This is a genomic window from Micromonospora sp. PTRAS2 (assembly GCF_054052245.1).
Genome location: NZ_JBSWBU010000002.1, coordinates 679,723 through 696,206, shown reverse-complemented (window position 1 = coordinate 696,206; position 16,484 = coordinate 679,723). Strand labels below are relative to the sequence as shown.

The window sequence follows — 16,484 nt, the reverse complement described above, 5'->3', positions numbered from 1 at the left end:
TATAGATCCCATGAGAGCCCGGGTACTGGTGGTCGATGACGACCCCGCGCTCGCCGAGATGCTCGGCATCGTCCTGCGCAGCGAGGGTTTCCTGCCCTCGTTCGTCGCCGACGGGGAACGGGCGCTGGCCGCGTTCCGGGAGAACCGGCCCGACATCGTCCTGCTCGACCTGATGCTGCCCGGGATGAGCGGCATCGACGTGGCCCGGGCGATCCGGGGTGAGTCGGGCGTGCCGATCGTGATGCTGACGGCCAAGAGCGACACGGTGGACGTGGTGCTCGGCTTGGAATCCGGCGCGGACGACTACGTGGTCAAGCCGTTCAAGCCCAAGGAGCTGGTGGCCCGGATGCGGGCCCGGCTGCGCCGGGGCGAGGACGTGGCCCCCGAGCTGCTGACCATCGGTCCGCCCGGCAACCAGATCAGCATCGACGTGCCGGCGCACACGGTGAGCCGCAACGGCGAGGAGGTGAAGCTGACGCCGCTGGAGTTCGACCTGCTGGTCGCGCTCGCCCGCAAGCCGCGCCAGGTCTTCACCCGCGAGGTGCTGCTGGAGCAGGTCTGGGGCTATCGGCACGCCGCCGACACCCGGCTGGTCAACGTGCACGTGCAGCGGCTGCGGGCCAAGATCGAGCCGGATCCGGAGCGGCCGGAAATCATCCTGACGGTGCGGGGCGTGGGCTACAAGGCGGGCACGGGATAGCCTTGGTCGCACTGTGACCACCTCCCCGCCTCCCGGTCCCGCACCCACCGTCACCCGCCGGCCACCCGCCGCGCGGGAGCTGTGGCGCGCGCTGTCCGGGCGGGTGGCGCGGCTGCTGGCGGGCGCGCACCAGACGTGGCGTCGCTCGCTCCAGCTCCGGGTGGTGACCATCACACTGGTCACGTCCAGCCTGCTCGTGGGCGGTTTCGCCTACCTCATCGCCGACAAGATCACCAACATCCTGCTGGAGAACGCCGAGACCGACGTCCGGCTGCGGCTCAGCAGCGGCAGCGACTACGCGGCCAAGCAGTTCAGCCTGTTCAGCCAGGCGCAGGAGGCCCAGCTCCAGGACACCATCGACGGCACGGTCAACTACCTGGCCGGCGGCGACCCGCAGCAGACCAGCGGGGTGGTGGTGGCGATCACCGCCGACAACTACACCGGGATCATCGAGCCGCGCTTCTCGCCCGACGTCGACGTCCGCCCGCTGATCAGCCGGGAGCTGCGGGCCACCGTCGCCGACGGCAACATCGCCAGCCAGATCCGCACCGGCCGGCTCACCGGCGACACCACGAAATACCTGGTGTACGGCTCCCCGGTGCCGACCCGGTTCGGCCAGGTGGAGCTCTACTACCTCGTCCCGCTGACCCGGCAGGACGCCACGGCGACCGACGCCCGGGCCACCGTGGTGGCCACCGGGGCGGCCCTGGTGCTGCTGCTCGGCCTGCTCGCCGCCCTGGTGACCCGGCTGGTGGTGACGCCCGTGCGGGTGGCCGCCCGCACCGCCCAGCGGCTCTCCGCCGGCCTGCTCGACCAGCGGATGGTGGTCAACGGCGAGGACGACCTGGCGCTGCTGGCCGCCTCGTTCAACCAGATGGCGACCAACCTGCAACGGCAGATCCTCCGGCTGGAGGAGATGTCCCGGTTGCAGCGCCGGTTCACCTCCGACGTCTCGCACGAGCTGCGCACCCCGCTGACCACCGTCCGGATGGCCGCCGACCTGATCTTCGCCGAGCGGGAGGAGTTCGAGCCGGCCGTGGCCCGCAGCGCCGAGCTGCTCCAGGCCGAGCTGGACCGCTTCGAGGAGCTGCTCACCGACCTGCTGGAGATCAGCCGGTTCGACGCCGGGTTCGCCATGCTGGACGCCGAGCCGACCGACCTGGTCCCGGTCGTGCACCGGGTCGCCGACCGGCTGGCCGGGCTGGCCGAGCGGGTCGGCGTCACCATCGACCTCGACCTGCCGGACGCCCCGGTGATCGCCGAGGTGGACCCGCGCCGCGTCGAGCGGGTGCTGCGCAACCTGGTCGGCAACGCCGTCGAGCACGGCGAGGGCAAGCCCGTCCGGATCACCCTCGGCCAGGACCGGGCGGCCGTCGCGGTCACCGTCCGCGACCACGGGGTCGGCCTCAAGCCGGGCGAGGAGAAGCTGGTCTTCAACCGGTTCTGGCGGGCCGACCCGTCCCGGGCGCGGCAGACCGGCGGCACGGGCCTCGGCCTGTCCATCAGCCTGGAGGACGCCCGGCTGCACGGCGGCTGGCTGGAGGCGTGGGGCTCGCCCGGCCAGGGCGCCCAGTTCCGGCTCACCCTGCCGGCCCGGGCCGGCGACCGGCTGACCACGTCACCGCTGCGGCTCGTGCCCGCCGACGCGACCCTGCCCTTCGGCGGCCCCCGGGCCGGCGGGCTGCTCGCCATCGGCCCGGGCCCCGGCGGCGCCCTGGCCATCGGGCCGGCGGCGGGGGCCGAGGACCGGGCCGAGGTGGGTTCGTGACCCGCCGCCGGCTCGCCGGGCTGCTCGCCGGGGTGCTCCTGCTCACCGGGGCGGCCGGCTGCGGCATCCCCGAGCGGTCCGAGGTCCGGGTCGACGGGCAGGTCACCGCCGCGAAGTCCGGCTCGTCGAGCTTCCGCCGGGACGAGCCGCCGAACCGCCTCGCCAGCGGCACCGACCGCGCGGCCTTCGTCACCAACTTCCTCTCCGCCGCGGCCGGGGAGGCCGACCGCGCCTACTACCGGGTCAAGCAGTTCGTCGCCCCCGAGGGGCGCAGCCGGATCCAGGAGAAGCAGCCCAGCGAGGTGGCCCTCACCGTGGTGCGGCTGCGCGAGACACCGGTGATCACCGACAGCACCGACGGCACCCGGGTCACGCTGCGGGTGCAGCAGATCGGCCTGCTGCGCGCCGACGGCACCCTCATGCCGCCGGTGGCCACCGAGACGGAATACCGCTTCGAGCTGCGCGCGGCCTCGCAGGAGGACAAGCCGGACACCGGCTGGTACGTCGCCGACCCGCCGCCGAACGTGCTGCTGCTCAGCGACCAGGCGCTGCGCCAGTACTACCAGACCCACATCGTCTACTTCTGGAACACCGGCCGCACCCAACTGGTGCCCGACCAGCGCTACCTGCCGCTGGCCGTGCCCGACGAGCGGCGGGTCACCGAGGTGGTCAAGTGGCTGACCGCCGGGCCGTCGGAGTGGCTGGGGCCGGGCACGAGCCGGCTGCCCGACGGCACCCGGCTGATCAACAACGCGACCGGGGCCGACGGGCGGTGGGAGGTCAACCTCGACATGCCCGTGGACGCGGACGACCGGCGGGTGGAGGAGTTCGTCGACCAGCTCGCCTGGTCGCTGCCGGAGCTGGACGGCCAGCTCGAACTGCGGATCCACAACCAGACCCGGGTGACCGTGCCCGACCTCGGCCAGCGCCGGCGGGACCGGCCGGCGTACCCGCTCGACGGCAACCCGCAGCGGTTCTGCGTCTACGACGGCGCGGTGCACCCGCTCGACTTCGGCGGCGGTGAGCTGCTCGGCGTCGCACCGGTCACCGAGGCCGTCAACAAGGGCGTCGTCGCCGCCGGGTTCAGCCGCTCCCACGACGAGATCCGCGCCGCGCTGGTGACCGCCGGGGCGGACAAGCGGCAGCGGCTGGTGGTCGGCGTCGGCGCGGCGCCGGTGTCGATCGTCCAGCGTGGCACCCGCACGTTCACCGCGATGGGCCAGCCGGTGTGGCTGCGCTCGCCCGCCCCCGACCGGCCGCAGGGCCTGGTGGTGGCCGACGGCGCGCTCTACCGTTTCGACTCCGGAGCCCAGTTGCGGGCCGTACCGCTGACCGCCGAGGGCCGGGTGACGGCGGTGGCGACGTCGCTGGACGGGCACCGGATCGCCGTCATCGTCGGCGGCGCGCTGTATGTCGCGGCGGTCAACCTCAACGGCGGCGTGGTCTCCGTGGGCCCGGCCCGCCGGCTGGCCACCTCGCTGACCGACCTCTCCGCCGTCGACTGGGCGGGGGAGAACACCCTGCACCTGGCGGGCTCGGCCGGCCGGCCGGCGATCTACGACATCAGCGTGGACGGGGCCCTGGAGACGCCGCTGCGCCGCGACGTCGGCGCCCGGGTCACCCACCTGTCGTCGTACCCGTTGAACGCGGTGGCGCCGTTCCCCAACGGCAACCTGATGTACGAGGCGAACGGGGTGGCCTACCGCAACAGCCCGTTCGACACGATCAAGCGGGACGAGGTGCGGGACGTGACCCCGCCGCCGGCCGGGGCGCAGGCCGGCAACCCGACGGCCCCGTTCTTCCTCTACTGATGCGCCTCTGGGCGGACCTGACCGACCTGGTGCTGCCCGTGGAGTGCGCCGGTTGCCGCGAGCACCGGGCGGCCCGGCAGGGGTTCTGCCCCGGCTGCGTGGCCACCCTGGCGGCGCTGCGCCCCCGGCCGGTACGCCCCACCCCCGCCCCGCCGGGGCTGCCCCCGTGCGTGGCACTCGGCCCGTACGGCGGGGCGCTGCGGGAGGCGCTGCTGGCGTACAAGGAACGGGGCCGGCACGGGCTGGCCCGGCCGCTGGGTGGGCTGCTCGCCGAGGTGGTGGCCGGCTCGGTCGGCGCGGCGCGGCCGGTGCTGCTGGTCCCGGTGCCGGACACCGCGGCGGCGGCCCGCGCCCGCTACGGCGACCACCTCGGCCGGCTGGCCCGGCACGCGGCGGCCCGGCTCACCGGGGCCGGCTGGCCCGCCCGGGTGGTCCGGCCGCTGCGGGCGCTGCCCCGGCCGGACTCGGCGACCCTGGACAGCGCGGGCCGGGCCCGGGCGGCGGAGTCGGCGTTCCGGGCCCGGCCGGGAGCGGCCGCGCCCACGGTCCGCGCCGGCTCGCCGCCGCCGGTGGTCGTACTGCTCGACGACATCGTCACCACCGGCGTCACGCTGGCCGCCGCCGCGCGGGTGCTCACCGCGACCGGCCTGTCACCATCGGTCGCCGCCGTTCTCGCGGCCACGGAGAAACGCCGGCTTCCGTGACTCAACGTGTTTCTGATTCACCCGACCGTGTGTCAGCTGTGAAAATTCTGAGGCTTTGCGCGTTGGGGGGTGACTGCCGGGCGAACAGGGGTTAGCGTTTTCGTGTCGGGGGTAGGAAGGCATTCCCACCCGCTCCCGGCGGTGAGAGGAGGCGTAGCCGCACTGACCCGGTCGACGCCGAGCGTGGGGTCTCCCAGAAGGCGAGCCGGCCGGGATTTCCGGATCGAAGACCGTCCGAACAAGGGAGGTCACGTGGACATCGTGGTCAAGGGCCGCAACGTCGAGGTCCCGGATCATTACCGGGTGCACGTAGCCGAGAAGCTCGCAAAGATCGAACGTTACGATCACAAGCTTATTCGCGTCGATGTCGAGTTGTTCCACGAGCGCAATCCGCGCCAGTCCGACCATTGCCAGCGGGTCGAGATAACGTGCGTTTCCCGTGGTCCGGTGATTCGGGCCGAGGCCTGCACCGACGATTTCTACAGCGCGCTCGACGCCGCGATCGCCAAGCTGGACAACCGGCTGCGCCGCGCGGCGGACCGCCGCCGGGTCCACCGGGGGCGGCACGCGCCGATCTCCGTGGCGGCGGCCACGGCCGACCTGCCGGTCGCCGGCCTCGGGGCACCCGTCGCGGCCCTCGACGGCGCCGGCACGGCCACGGCCGTCGCCGAGCGGTTCGAGGAGGAACCCGACGACCAGCCGTGGCACATCGCCCGGGCGAAGGTCCACCCCGCCGAGCCGATGACGGTCGACGACGCGTTGTTCCAGATGGAACTGGTCGGGCACGACTTCTACCTGTTCCACGACAAGGAGTCCGGCCGCCCCAGCGTCGTCTACCGGCGACACGCCTACGACTACGGCATCATCTCCCTCGACACCTGACCACCTGATCCGACGGCCGCCCCGCTGACCCGTCCACGGGCCAGCGGGGCGGATCCGTTCAGCGGGGCTCGTCAGTGGCGAGCCGGGCGTACTGGACCGAGTCGACGCGGGTGCCGTCGGGGCCGGGCAGCCGGCCGCGCAGGAGGCCCTCCCGGGTGAAGCCGGCCCGCTCCAGGACCCGCTGCGAGGCCGCGTTCTCCGGCCGGGTGCCCGCCCAGACCCGGGCCAGCCCCACCCCGTCGAACGCCCACCCCGTGACCAGGCGCACCGCCCGGGTGGCCAGCCCCCGCCCCCGCCCGGCGGGCAGCAGGCTGAAGCCGACCATCGCCTGCCCGGTCGCCTGCTCGTCGTGGTAGAGCATGCACCCGCCGGCCAGCTCGCCGGTGTGCGCGTCCACGATGGCCAGGTCGGCCGCCTCCCCGGCCAGCCAGCGGGTGCCGGCCAGCCGGCAGCGCCGCTCGACGTCGGCGGGCGTCGGGGCGCGCGGGGGCACCCGGTTCGCGACGACCTCGGGCAGGCTGTGCAGCGCGAACAGCGCCTCCGCGTCGTCCGGCCCGACCGGGCGCACGGTCACCACCCCGTCGGTGAGCCGGCCGCCGGGCAGGTCCGGCAGGAGGCGGGGCACCGGGCCGGGAGGGTCGTCGACCAGGCGTACCCAGCAGACCAGGTCCTGCCGGCCGCCGCCGCGCGCCAGGTTCGCCGCCCGGCGTACCCCCTCGTGCCGGAACCCGGCGGCGAGCGCGACCCGCTGGCTGGCCGTGTTCTCCGGGTGGGTGAGCAGCTCCAGGCGGGCCGTGCCGTGCGCGAAGGCCGCCGCCGCGAGCGCCCGGGTCGCGGCCGTGGCCACGCCGCGACCCCGCGCCCACGGCGCGACCCAGTAGCCCAGCTCCGCCTGACCCCGCACCGGCACCAGGTTGCCCAGGCCCGCGCCGCCGAGCAGCCGGTCGGTGGCCGGGTCCGCGATCGCGTACGAGGCGCCGCCGGCGGCCCAGGCCGCCGGGGCGCCCTCGGTCACCCACCACCGGGCGTCGGCCTCCGTGTACGGGCTGGGCATGCCGGAGATGAACCGCTGGGTGAGCGGGTCGGCGCAGGCCGCCGCGACGTCCGGCACGTCCCCGACGCGGTACGGCCGCAGTCGCACCCCGTCGCCCTCCACGGTGCCGGGCACACTCGTCATGCTCACCGGGCTATCTCCGTTCGCGGCGCTCACCAGCCCCTCCCGGGCGGCGCGGGCGTGGGCGCGGCCAGGTCCCCGGGCAGCAGCGACGCGACCCAGGCGTCGGCCCGGGTGCCGGCGCGGGTGGGCAGGAAGCCCCGGGCGGTGCCCTCCATGGTGAACCCCGCCTTCTCGGCGACCCGGCGGGAGGCGGTGTTGCCGACGAGCGCGCGCCACTCGACGCGGGCCAGGCCGAGGGTGGTGAAGCCCCAGGCGGCCAGGGCGGCGGTGGCGGCCGGCATGTACCCCCGGCCCCGGGCGTGCGGCGCGGTCATGAAGCCGACCATGCCCTGCACCGGGTCGGCGGCGGCGAGCCGCAGGTCGACCGAGGCGACGTACCGGTCTTCGTCGTCGGCGACGGTGAAGTACGCGCCGGTGCCGCGCGCCCAGGCCGCGTCGGCGACGTCGCGTCTGAACCCCTCGGCGTCCGCCCGCTCGTACGGGGCCGGCACCGTGGTCCACTCGACCGTGTGCGGGTCCCGGCAGGTCTCGGTGATCGCGTCGAGGTCGCCCTCCTCGATCGGCCGCAGCCGCAGCTCCCGCCCGGCGACGGTGGCGAACAGGGTGGGCTGCCCCCGGCCGAAGACGCCGGCCCGGCGGGCGTCGAGGGTGTCCGGCCCGGCCGGCCCGGGCGCGCCCGGCGCGGGCAGCTCTTCGGGGAACAGGGAGCCGATCCAGCCCTCCGGCCGCCCGCCCGGCGACGGGTCGGCCAGCCGCAGTTCGCCCTCGATCCGGAAGCCGGCGCGCAGCGCGGCCAGCCGGGAGGCGTGGTTGCCGATCTCGGCCTGCCAGATCAGCCGGCGCAGCCCGAGCGCGTCGAACGCCCAGCGGGCGAGGGCCCGGGTGGCCCGGGTGGCGACGCCCCGGCCCCGGGCCCACGGCGCGACCCAGTAGCCGACCTCGCCGGTGTCCGTCGTCCAGTCCACCGAGACCAGCCCGCACGAGGCGAGCAGCTCGCCGGTGGCGGCGTCGCAGACAGCGAACGGCGCGCGGGTCCCGGCCCGCCAGTCCCCGGCGCTGATCTCGCCGACGAAGGCGCGGGCGTGGTCCGGCAGGTACGGGCGCGGTACGGTGGTCCAGCGCTGGATGTCCGGATCCTGGCAGGCCCGGTGCACGGCGTCCGCATCGGCCGCCCGCCAGGGTCGCAGCAGCAGGCCGTCCTCGGTGAGCTCCACGGGTTCCACCCGAGCCATCGTGCCGGATCTTTCGCGCTGGGCGTAACCGGATATCCCGCCGCCCGGCCGGCGGTCGGAGTGTTATGTCGGTTTCTCGCCGATCAGACCGCCGCCACCAGTGACCATCGGGCCGACGAAGCGCCTACGATGGGTCGAGACTGTCTAGGGGAGCGTTGATCCGTGTCGATTCTGGAAAAGGTCCTACGCGCGGGCGAGGGCCGCATGGTGCGCCGGCTGAAGGCCATCGCCGCCGCCGTCAACTCGATCGAGGACGACTACGTCAACCTCACCGACGACGAGCTGCGGGGTCTCACGGACCAGTACCGGGAGCGGCTCGCCGACGGTGAGACCCTCGACGACCTGCTGCCGGAGGCGTTCGCCACGGTGCGCGAGGCGGCCGCCCGGGTGCTCGGCCAGCGGCCGTACGACGTGCAGGTGATGGGCGGCGCGGCGCTGCACTTCGGCAACATCGCCGAGATGAAGACCGGCGAGGGCAAGACCCTGACCTCGGTCATGGCGGTCTACCTCAACGCGCTGTCCGGCAAGGGCGTGCACGTGGTCACGGTCAACGACTACCTGGCCCAGCGCGACGCCGCCTGGATGGGCCGGGTGCACGAGTTCCTGGGCCTGACCGTCGGCGTGGTGCTGCCCAACCGGCCGGCGAGCGAGCACCGCGCGGCGTACGAGTGCGACATCACCTACGGCACCAACAACGAGTTCGGCTTCGACTACCTGCGCGACAACATGGCCTGGTCGAAGGACGAGCTGGTGCAGCGCGGCCACAACTTCGCCGTGGTCGACGAGGTCGACTCGATCCTGATCGACGAGGCCCGCACGCCGCTGATCATCTCCGGCCCGGCCGAGCACTCCGCCCGCTGGTACGGCGAGTTCGCCGGCGTGGTGGCCCGCCTCCAGCCCGGCAAGGACGGCGAGGGCGACTACGAGGTCGACTACGCCAAGCGCACCATCGCGGTGACCGAGCGCGGCGTCGCCAAGGTGGAGGACCGGCTCGGCATCGACAACCTCTACGAGTCGGTGAACACCCCCCTCGTGGGCTACCTCAACAACGCGATCAAGGCCAAGGAGCTCTACAAGCGCGACAAGGACTACATCGTCAGCGACGGCGAGGTCCTGATCGTCGACGAGTTCACCGGCCGCATCCTGCACGGCCGCCGCTACAACGAGGGCATGCACCAGGCGATCGAGGCCAAGGAGGGGGTGGAGATCAAGCAGGAGAACCAGACCCTGGCCACGATCACCCTCCAGAACTACTTCCGCCTCTACGAGAAGCTCTCCGGCATGACCGGCACGGCCCAGACCGAGGCGGGCGAGTTCAACAAGGTCTACAAGGTCGGCGTGGTGAGCATCCCGACCCACCGGCCGATGGTCCGGGAGGACCGGGCCGACGTCATCTACAAGACCGAGAAGGCCAAGTTCAACGCCGTCGTCGAGGACATCGCCGAGCGGCACCAGGCCGGCCAGCCGGTGCTGGTGGGCACCGTCTCGGTGGAAAACTCGGAGATCATCTCGCAGCTGCTGCGCCGCCGGGGCATCCCGCACGCCGTGCTGAACGCCAAGTTCCACGCCCGCGAGGCCGAGATCGTCGCCCAGGCCGGGCGCAAGGGCGCGGTCACGGTGGCCACCAACATGGCCGGCCGGGGCACCGACATCCTGCTCGGCGGCAACGCCGAGTTCCTCGCCGCCAACGAGCTGCGCCAGCGCGGCCTCGACCCGGCGGAGAACGAGGAGGAGTACGCCAAGGCGATGGAGGAGGTCCTGCCCAAGTGGAAGCAGGCCTGCGACGCCGAGGCGGAGGAGGTCGCCGCCGCCGGCGGGCTCTACGTGCTGGGCACGGAGCGGCACGAGTCCCGGCGCATCGACAACCAGCTGCGTGGCCGGGCCGGCCGGCAGGGTGACCCGGGCGAGTCCCGCTTCTACCTGTCCCTGCAGGACGAGCTGATGAAGCGGTTCCGGGCCGGCGCGGTCGAGGCGGTGATGGACCGCTTCAACATCCCGGAGGACGTGCCCATCGAGTCGAAGATGGTCACCCGCCAGATCAAGAGCGCCCAGGCCCAGATCGAGGGCCAGAACGCCGAGATCCGCAAGAACGTCCTCAAGTACGACGAGGTGCTCAACAAGCAGCGCCAGGTCATCTACGCCGAGCGCCTGCGGGTGCTCAACGGCGAGGACCTCTCCGACCAGGTGCGCAACATGATCGACGACGTCGTCGGCGCGTACGTCGTCGGGGCCACCAGCGACGGGTACGCCGAGGACTGGGACCTGGAGCAGCTCTGGGCGAGCCTCAAGCAGCTCTACCCGGTGGGCGTGACCCTGGACGAGCTGGAGGAGGAGCTCGGCTCCCGGGCCGGCATGGACCAGGACTTCCTGCTCGCCCGCCTCAAGGACGACGCGCACGCCGCGTACGACCGGCGCGAGGAGCAGCTCGGCACCGACGGCACCCGTGAGCTGGAGCGGATGGTGCTGCTCCAGGTCATCGACCGCAAGTGGCGCGAGCACCTCTACGAGATGGACTACCTCCAGGAGGGCATCAGCCTGCGGGCGTACGCCCAGCGCGACCCGGTGGTGGAATACCAGCGCGAGGGCTTCGACATGTTCGCCACCATGATGGACGGCATCAAGGAGGAGACGGTCGGCTTCCTCTACAACCTGGAGGTGCAGGTCCAGGAGGCCGAGCCCGAGGCCGAGGAGGTGCAGCTGCTGGAGAAGCCGGTGGAGATCAAGGCCAAGGGCCTGGGCCGCGCTCCCCAGCAGCAGGGTCTGCAATACTCCGCGCCGACCATCGACGGCGAGGCGGGTGCCGGCGCGGTCGCCGTGGAGCGGCCGGAGGAGCAGGCCCCGCCGGTGCGTAAGCCCCGCGCGGAGCGCCCGGCCCGGCCGGTCCCGCCGCCGGCCCCGGAGCCCCAGCGCGCCCCGGCCGCGTTCGGCGGCAGCGGGCAGGCGACGGCGGCCAGCTCGACCCGCCGCACGACCCCGGGGCAGGCGGACTCGTCCGGCAACACGTCCCGCAACGCGCCCTGCCCGTGCGGCTCCGGCCGTAAGTACAAGCGCTGCCACGGCGCGGCCAACGGCGGCAACTGACCCACCGCGACACCGACGGGCCCCGGCGAGAACGCCGGGGCCCGTCCGCGTCCGCGTCGGCGGGCTCCGCCGCCCAGTGTGATCGCCTGCTGGTTTGTGAGACGACACGCCGGACGGGTTCGCCAGGAACCGCAGACGATCATGGGGCTTCACCCCGGCGGGGAGCGGGAGCACCGACGCTGACTTCAGAGGACCTGGAGGGCGGTGCACAGCCAGCGCCCCCGGCGGTGCTCCAGGCGCAGCGCCATCGCCCAGGTGCGGCCGGTGGCAGCGGTCAGGACGGCGGCGGCCTCCACGGCGGCCGGGCGGGGTTCGCAGACCCGCAGCCGGCGCAGCCGCACGGTGGGGCGGGTCGAGCGGCGGCGCGCCGGGCCGGTGTGTGCAGCTGCCGTGGCCAGCTCCTGCGCCACGTCGGCCGCCCGGCCAGGCTCGGTCAGCGGGCGGATCTGCCCGGGTGGCCGGTAGCCGTTGACGATCTCCAGGCAGGTGGCGACGAATCGCTGGGCGGCCCGGGTGGCCTCCGGGGTGGCGGTCACCAGCGCGGACGGCGGCGGGGCGGCCGGGGTGGCCCGGCCGGGGCCGCCGGGGGTGGGGCGCGGGTCGTGCGGCCGGCCGGTGGGCCGGCGCGGGGCGAGCCGGTGCGCCTCGAACAGGTCGAGGGCCAGCTGGGCGGCGACCGGGCGGGGGAAGCCCTCGGCCGGCTCCTCCAGGAAGGGCGGGTCGAGCGGCGGCGCGGGGCGCACCCGCACCGGGGGACGGACGGGACCGGGCCGGCGGGACTCGATCATCGCAACCCCCGATGTTTTCGTTTGCCTTCGTTTGCCTTCGACAGCCTCGATTCTCGGCCACGCAGCGGCCCCGGTCAATGGCGTGGGGTGCGGGGGAGGCTACTCCGGGTCGCGGTCGGTCAGCGGGTTGCCCCGGACCCACTCGGCGGTCTCGGCGTACTTGCGCTGGATGTACTCCTCCAGCCGGGCCCGCTCGACGCGCCACTGCCCCCGGCCGCCGATCTTGATCGCGGGCAGCTCGCCGCTGCGCACCATGTGGTAGACCTGCGAGTCCGACACGTTGAGCTCGACGGCCACGTCGGAGAGCAGCAGGAACCTCGGCTCCACGGAATCTCCCGGGGTTGGGATCGTTTGCTTCAGTTTGCCATCCACTGCCGACAACGCCGCCCCGTGCCGGCCGACGCGCCACCGGGACGGCCCGCGCGGCAGCTTCCCGCCGGCCGGGTGCGCGGTGTATGACGGTCACGGCGTACGGCATGATCGGCGCCCGGGCCCACGCACGTCGGCCCGGAGGCGGAGGGAGACCACCGGTGAACGACGAGCTTGTCCGGGTGTACGTGCCGGCGATCGTGCCCATGCTCGCCCGCCTGCCCGAGCAGGGGCTGCCCGAGACGGACGCCCACGCCGTCACCCCCGCCCTGCGCGAGTGGTACGCCGAGGGCGACGAGGAGGAGCTGGAGTACGTCGCCTTCACCCGCGCCGCCCAGGACGCCCTGCTCCTGCTGCGCGACGACCCGGCCGCGCCCCGCCGCCGGGTGGTGATCTCGGTCGACGTGCCGGCGGCCGCGCTGCGCCGCACCGACGACGTGCTCGGCTCCAGCGCCGTCCGGCTGGTGCGCCCGGTGCCGGTGTCGGCCGTCGCCGCCCTGCACGTGGACGGCGACGACGCGGTCGCCGACGTGTCGGCCGCCGCCGCCGTGGCCGCCGAGGCCCTGGCCGGCGACCCGGACGCCCAGTTCACCGTCGACGGCGCGGAGGACCACGAGCTGGAGTGGTACGACGTCACCGAGCTGGAGCAGCTCCTCCGCGCCGCCTCCTGACCCGCGTCGCGCCCGGCCGCCCCGCCGGTCCGCTGCCGCCCGGCGCACCCCTCAGCGGTCGGCGCTCGCCTCCACGGCCTCCGCCTCGTCGTCCTCCCCGGCGGCCTCGTCGTCGGGCGTCGGGCCGAGGGTGCGGCCGAAGGCGATCAGCGCGGTGAGCGCGCCGACGAAGAGCACCCAGATGCCGTTGTCGATCCGGGAGGTGCCCAGCGAGGTCTGCGCGACGGAGTCCGCCTCGCTCAGCGCGCCGGCCAGGTCGAGCAGGGACCGCCCGCCGATCCGGATGACGACCTCGGCGAGCAGCAGGAGCAGGCCGGGACCGGCCCCGGCCAGCAGGTAGCCGGGCCAGCGGACGTCGCCCGCCGCCGGGTCGCTCCGCCGGGCGCGGCGCCGGGCCCAGGTCAGGTACGCGAAGGCGAGCAGCCCCGCCAGCAGGCCGGCGAGCAGCGACTCCGTCCGCGACACCCACTTCGCGGCGGTGACCAGGGACTCCTGGGTGTCGCCCGCCCCGAACAGGTCGAACAGGGGATCCCGGGCCCGGCTGAACGCCACCACGAACACCAGCGCCCCGAGCGCGGCGGCGACCACCGCCCCGGCCACCCGGGCGTTGCCGGCACCGGCCACCGCGCCGCCGATGGTCGCCGCCGCCGCGGCGGTGCCCGCGATGACGTTGGTGGTCGCGTTGTCGAAGTAGGTCAGGTTGATCACCACGGCGGCGGCGAGCCCGACGAGCAGGCCGGCGCCCGTGGCGACGACGAACCGCAGGGTGGCCCGGTCCACGCCGCGCCGGGCCAGCAGGTTCGTCACCGCCAGGGCGACCGCCGCGCCGGCCACCAGCGCGGCCGAGATCACCCCGGGCAGCGCGAACGCGGAGAGGCTGATCGCGGTGACGCCCGCCTGGGCGGAGGTGATCGCCGCCCGGGTCGACCAGAGCATCGCCGCCAGCCAGCCGACCGCCAGCAGCGCGAGCACGGCCGCCCCCGGGGCGCGGGCGATCGTGCCCCCGGTGGCCTGGAGAGACTCGGCCGCCGGCTCCCGCTCGGCGGCCGGGTCGGTCTCCACCGGCTGGTCCGGCTCCTCGGCCGTGGAGCTGCCGGGCTGGTTGCTCATCGTCTCCCCTTCGACGGGCGCCCGGGCCCGCGCCGGCGCTGCCGGGACGCGGCGGGCTGGTCACCGGCCATCCAGGGTACGCGCCGGGCCCGCCGCCGGGCCTGCGGCCGGGCGGGCCTGCGGCCGGGCGGGCTCGCCAGGTCGGCGACATGGGGGTGTCCTGCGGCGGGGATGCCCCCATGTCGCCGGCATGGAGTCGATCATGCGGCGCAGAGGCCGGACGGCGCAGGCCGGCCCGGCCGCCGGAGCGGGACAGGAGCCGGCCCGTGGAAGAATCGGCGCAGGTCCCGCCGCCGCGACCGGTACACCGCGCGGTGCCCGGCGTCCGGTCACCCGGCCGGCCGCCCGCGGGTCCGGTTTCGCCACCGCTGTCGAGATCGCCAGGAGCGCTGATGGACGCCGTGTTCTCCGTACCCGAGCCGCACAACGAGCCGGTCCGCACCTACGAGCCGGGCGGCGTCGACCGGGAACGGCTCCAGCGGAGGCTGGCCGAGCTGGCCGCCGAGCGGATCGACCTGCCGATGACCATCGCCGGCGAGCAGCGGATGGCCGGCGGCGACCCGATCGACGTCGTCCAGCCGCACCGGCACGCGCACGTGCTCGGCGTCACCGGCCACGCCACCCACGACGACGCCCGCGCCGCCGTCGCCGCCGCGAAGGCCGCCGCCCCGATGTGGCGGGCGCTGCCGTTCGCCGAGCGCGCGGCGATCTTCCTGCGGGCCGCCGAGCTGCTCGCCGGCCCCTGGCGGGACACCCTCAACGCCGCCACGATGCTCGGCCAGTCGAAGACCGCCGTCCAGGCCGAGATCGACTCGGCGTGCGAGCTGATCGACTTCCTCCGGTTCAACGTGTTCTTCGCCCGGGGCCTGCTGGAGGAGCAGCCGATGTCCTCGCCGGGGGTGTGGAACCGGTTCGACCACCGCCCCCTGGAGGGCTTCGTCTACGCGGTCACCCCGTTCAACTTCACCGCCATCGCCGGCAACCTGCCCTCCGCGCCGGCCCTGCTCGGCAACACGGTGGTCTGGAAGCCGGGCCCGACCCAGCAGTTCGCCGCGCACTTCACCATGCGGCTGTTCGAGGCGGCCGGCCTGCCGCCCGGCGTGATCAACATGGTCACCGGGCGGGGCGAGGAGGTCTCCGACGTGGTGCTCGCCGACCCGGACCTGGCCGGCATCCACTTCACCGGCTCCACGAAGGTCTTCCAGCACCTGTGGCGCACCGTCGGCGAGAACATCCACCGCTACCGGGGCTACCCCCGCCTGGTCGGCGAGACCGGCGGCAAGGACTTCGTGGTCGCGCACGCCAGCGCCGACGTCGACGCGCTGCACACCGCGCTGATCCGGGGCGCGTACGAATACCAGGGCCAGAAGTGCTCGGCCGCGTCGCGGGCGTACGTGCCCCGGTCGCTGTGGGACGGCGGGCTGCGGGACCGGCTGGCCGCCACCGCCGACTCGCTGACCTACGGCGACGTCACCGACTTCACCAACTTCGGCGGGGCGGTGATCGACGCGAGGGCGTTCGACCGGCACACCGCCGCACTGGAGCTGATCTCCGGCGACCCCTCCTGCACCGTGCTGGCCGGCGGCACCGCCGACGACTCGGTCGGGTGGTTCGTCCGGCCGACCCTGTTCGAGTGCTCCGACGCCGCGCACGAGACGTTCACCACCGAATACTTCGGGCCGATCCTCGGCGTGCACGTCTTCGACGACGCCCGCTTCGACGACGTGGTGGCGCAGGCCGAGTCGATCGCCCCGTACGCGCTGACCGGGTCGATCTTCGCCACCGACCGCCGGGTGGTCGACGCGGTGGCCGAGAAGATGCGGTACGCGGCCGGCAACTTCTACATCAACGACAAGCCGACCGGCGCGGTGGTCGGGCAGCAGCCCTTCGGCGGCGCCCGCGCCAGCGGCACCAACGACAAGGCCGGCTCCTGGCACAACCTGGTGCGCTGGATGTCCCCCCGGACGATCAAGGAAACCTTCGTCCCCCCGACGGACCACACCTACCCCCACATGGGCTGAGCGCAAGGAGGGGCCCCCTGTTAACGCCTTCTGTTGTACAGGGGGCCCCTCCTAACGCCCCGGCGCGCGCCAGCGGGGTGCCCGCGGCGGGGCGGGCGCGTGCCCGGGTCACCGTCCCTTAACGGACTGTCGCCGGCCGACAGTGCACATTGGAAGCCGTCCGGGTGGCG

General features: G+C 74.2%; 13 protein-coding genes. 8 read left to right on the top strand and 5 right to left on the bottom strand.

All coding sequences use genetic code 11. The features are described from left to right. Nucleotides 1-10 precede the first annotated feature (10 nt). The 5 genes from mtrA (at nucleotide 11) to hpf (ending at nucleotide 5,865) form a co-directional block, all read left to right on the top strand. Nucleotides 11-700: an MtrAB system response regulator MtrA gene (gene mtrA / locus ACVMYR_RS08960; RefSeq protein WP_043962066.1), complete on the top strand. Its 690-nt coding sequence runs from the start codon at nucleotides 11-13 to the stop codon at nucleotides 698-700. A 13-nt stretch (nucleotides 701-713) separates the two neighbouring features. Then, on the top strand, nucleotides 714-2,468 hold the full coding sequence (gene mtrB, locus ACVMYR_RS08955; RefSeq protein WP_077936377.1) for an MtrAB system histidine kinase MtrB: 1,755 nt from the start codon (nucleotides 714-716) through the stop codon (nucleotides 2,466-2,468). Further along, nucleotides 2,465-4,279 carry an LpqB family beta-propeller domain-containing protein gene (locus ACVMYR_RS08950; protein WP_091284035.1) on the top strand — a complete coding sequence of 605 codons (1,815 nt, stop codon included), beginning with the start codon at nucleotides 2,465-2,467 and terminating at the stop codon, nucleotides 4,277-4,279. The genes mtrB and ACVMYR_RS08950 overlap by 4 nt, the downstream gene beginning before the upstream one ends. After that, nucleotides 4,279-4,983 (top strand): ComF family protein, encoded by a 705-nt coding sequence (locus tag ACVMYR_RS08945; protein ID WP_431896267.1) that lies wholly within the window; start codon nucleotides 4,279-4,281, stop codon nucleotides 4,981-4,983. The genes ACVMYR_RS08950 and ACVMYR_RS08945 overlap by 1 nt, the downstream gene beginning before the upstream one ends. Before the next feature lie 252 nt (nucleotides 4,984-5,235). Then, on the top strand, nucleotides 5,236-5,865 hold the full coding sequence (gene hpf / locus ACVMYR_RS08940; protein ID WP_043962069.1) for a ribosome hibernation-promoting factor, HPF/YfiA family: 630 nt from the start codon (nucleotides 5,236-5,238) through the stop codon (nucleotides 5,863-5,865). A gap of 58 nt (nucleotides 5,866-5,923) precedes the next feature. Here the strand turns inward: hpf and ACVMYR_RS08935 are convergent, their stop codons facing one another. Further along, nucleotides 5,924-7,042: a GNAT family N-acetyltransferase gene (locus tag ACVMYR_RS08935; RefSeq protein WP_457121733.1), complete on the bottom strand. Its 1,119-nt coding sequence runs from the start codon at nucleotides 7,040-7,042 to the stop codon at nucleotides 5,924-5,926. Between the two features lie 29 nt (nucleotides 7,043-7,071). Continuing rightward, entirely contained in the window at nucleotides 7,072-8,274 is a 1,203-nt protein-coding gene (locus ACVMYR_RS08930; RefSeq protein ID WP_457121533.1) for a GNAT family N-acetyltransferase, read from the bottom strand. A gap of 162 nt (nucleotides 8,275-8,436) precedes the next feature. On the opposite strand from ACVMYR_RS08930, the gene secA reads away from it, so the two are divergent. Further along, nucleotides 8,437-11,355 carry a preprotein translocase subunit SecA gene (gene secA / locus ACVMYR_RS08925; RefSeq protein ID WP_077936384.1) on the top strand — a complete coding sequence of 973 codons (2,919 nt, stop codon included), beginning with the start codon at nucleotides 8,437-8,439 and terminating at the stop codon, nucleotides 11,353-11,355. A gap of 185 nt (nucleotides 11,356-11,540) precedes the next feature. Here secA and ACVMYR_RS08920 read toward each other — a convergent pair whose 3' ends face one another. Further along, nucleotides 11,541-12,143 carry an Rv3235 family protein gene (locus tag ACVMYR_RS08920; protein WP_431896273.1) on the bottom strand — a complete coding sequence of 201 codons (603 nt, stop codon included), beginning with the start codon at nucleotides 12,141-12,143 and terminating at the stop codon, nucleotides 11,541-11,543. A 99-nt stretch (nucleotides 12,144-12,242) separates the two neighbouring features. Then, the gene (locus ACVMYR_RS08915) at nucleotides 12,243-12,470 is read right to left on the bottom strand and encodes a helix-turn-helix domain-containing protein (RefSeq protein WP_431896275.1); all 228 of its coding nucleotides are present in this window, start codon (nucleotides 12,468-12,470) and stop codon (nucleotides 12,243-12,245) included. Between the two features lie 203 nt (nucleotides 12,471-12,673). On the opposite strand from ACVMYR_RS08915, the gene ACVMYR_RS08910 reads away from it, so the two are divergent. Then, the gene (locus ACVMYR_RS08910; protein ID WP_077936385.1) at nucleotides 12,674-13,183 is read left to right on the top strand and encodes a DUF6912 family protein; all 510 of its coding nucleotides are present in this window, start codon (nucleotides 12,674-12,676) and stop codon (nucleotides 13,181-13,183) included. A 51-nt stretch (nucleotides 13,184-13,234) separates the two neighbouring features. Here ACVMYR_RS08910 and ACVMYR_RS08905 read toward each other — a convergent pair whose 3' ends face one another. Continuing rightward, nucleotides 13,235-14,293 carry a hypothetical protein gene (locus ACVMYR_RS08905; RefSeq protein WP_457121532.1) on the bottom strand — a complete coding sequence of 353 codons (1,059 nt, stop codon included), beginning with the start codon at nucleotides 14,291-14,293 and terminating at the stop codon, nucleotides 13,235-13,237. 392 nt (nucleotides 14,294-14,685) lie between these two features. Between ACVMYR_RS08905 and pruA the strand changes: the two genes are divergently transcribed. Further along, nucleotides 14,686-16,314 (top strand): L-glutamate gamma-semialdehyde dehydrogenase, encoded by a 1,629-nt coding sequence (gene pruA, locus ACVMYR_RS08900; RefSeq protein WP_077936387.1) that lies wholly within the window; start codon nucleotides 14,686-14,688, stop codon nucleotides 16,312-16,314. Nucleotides 16,315-16,484: the final 170 nt, after the last annotated feature.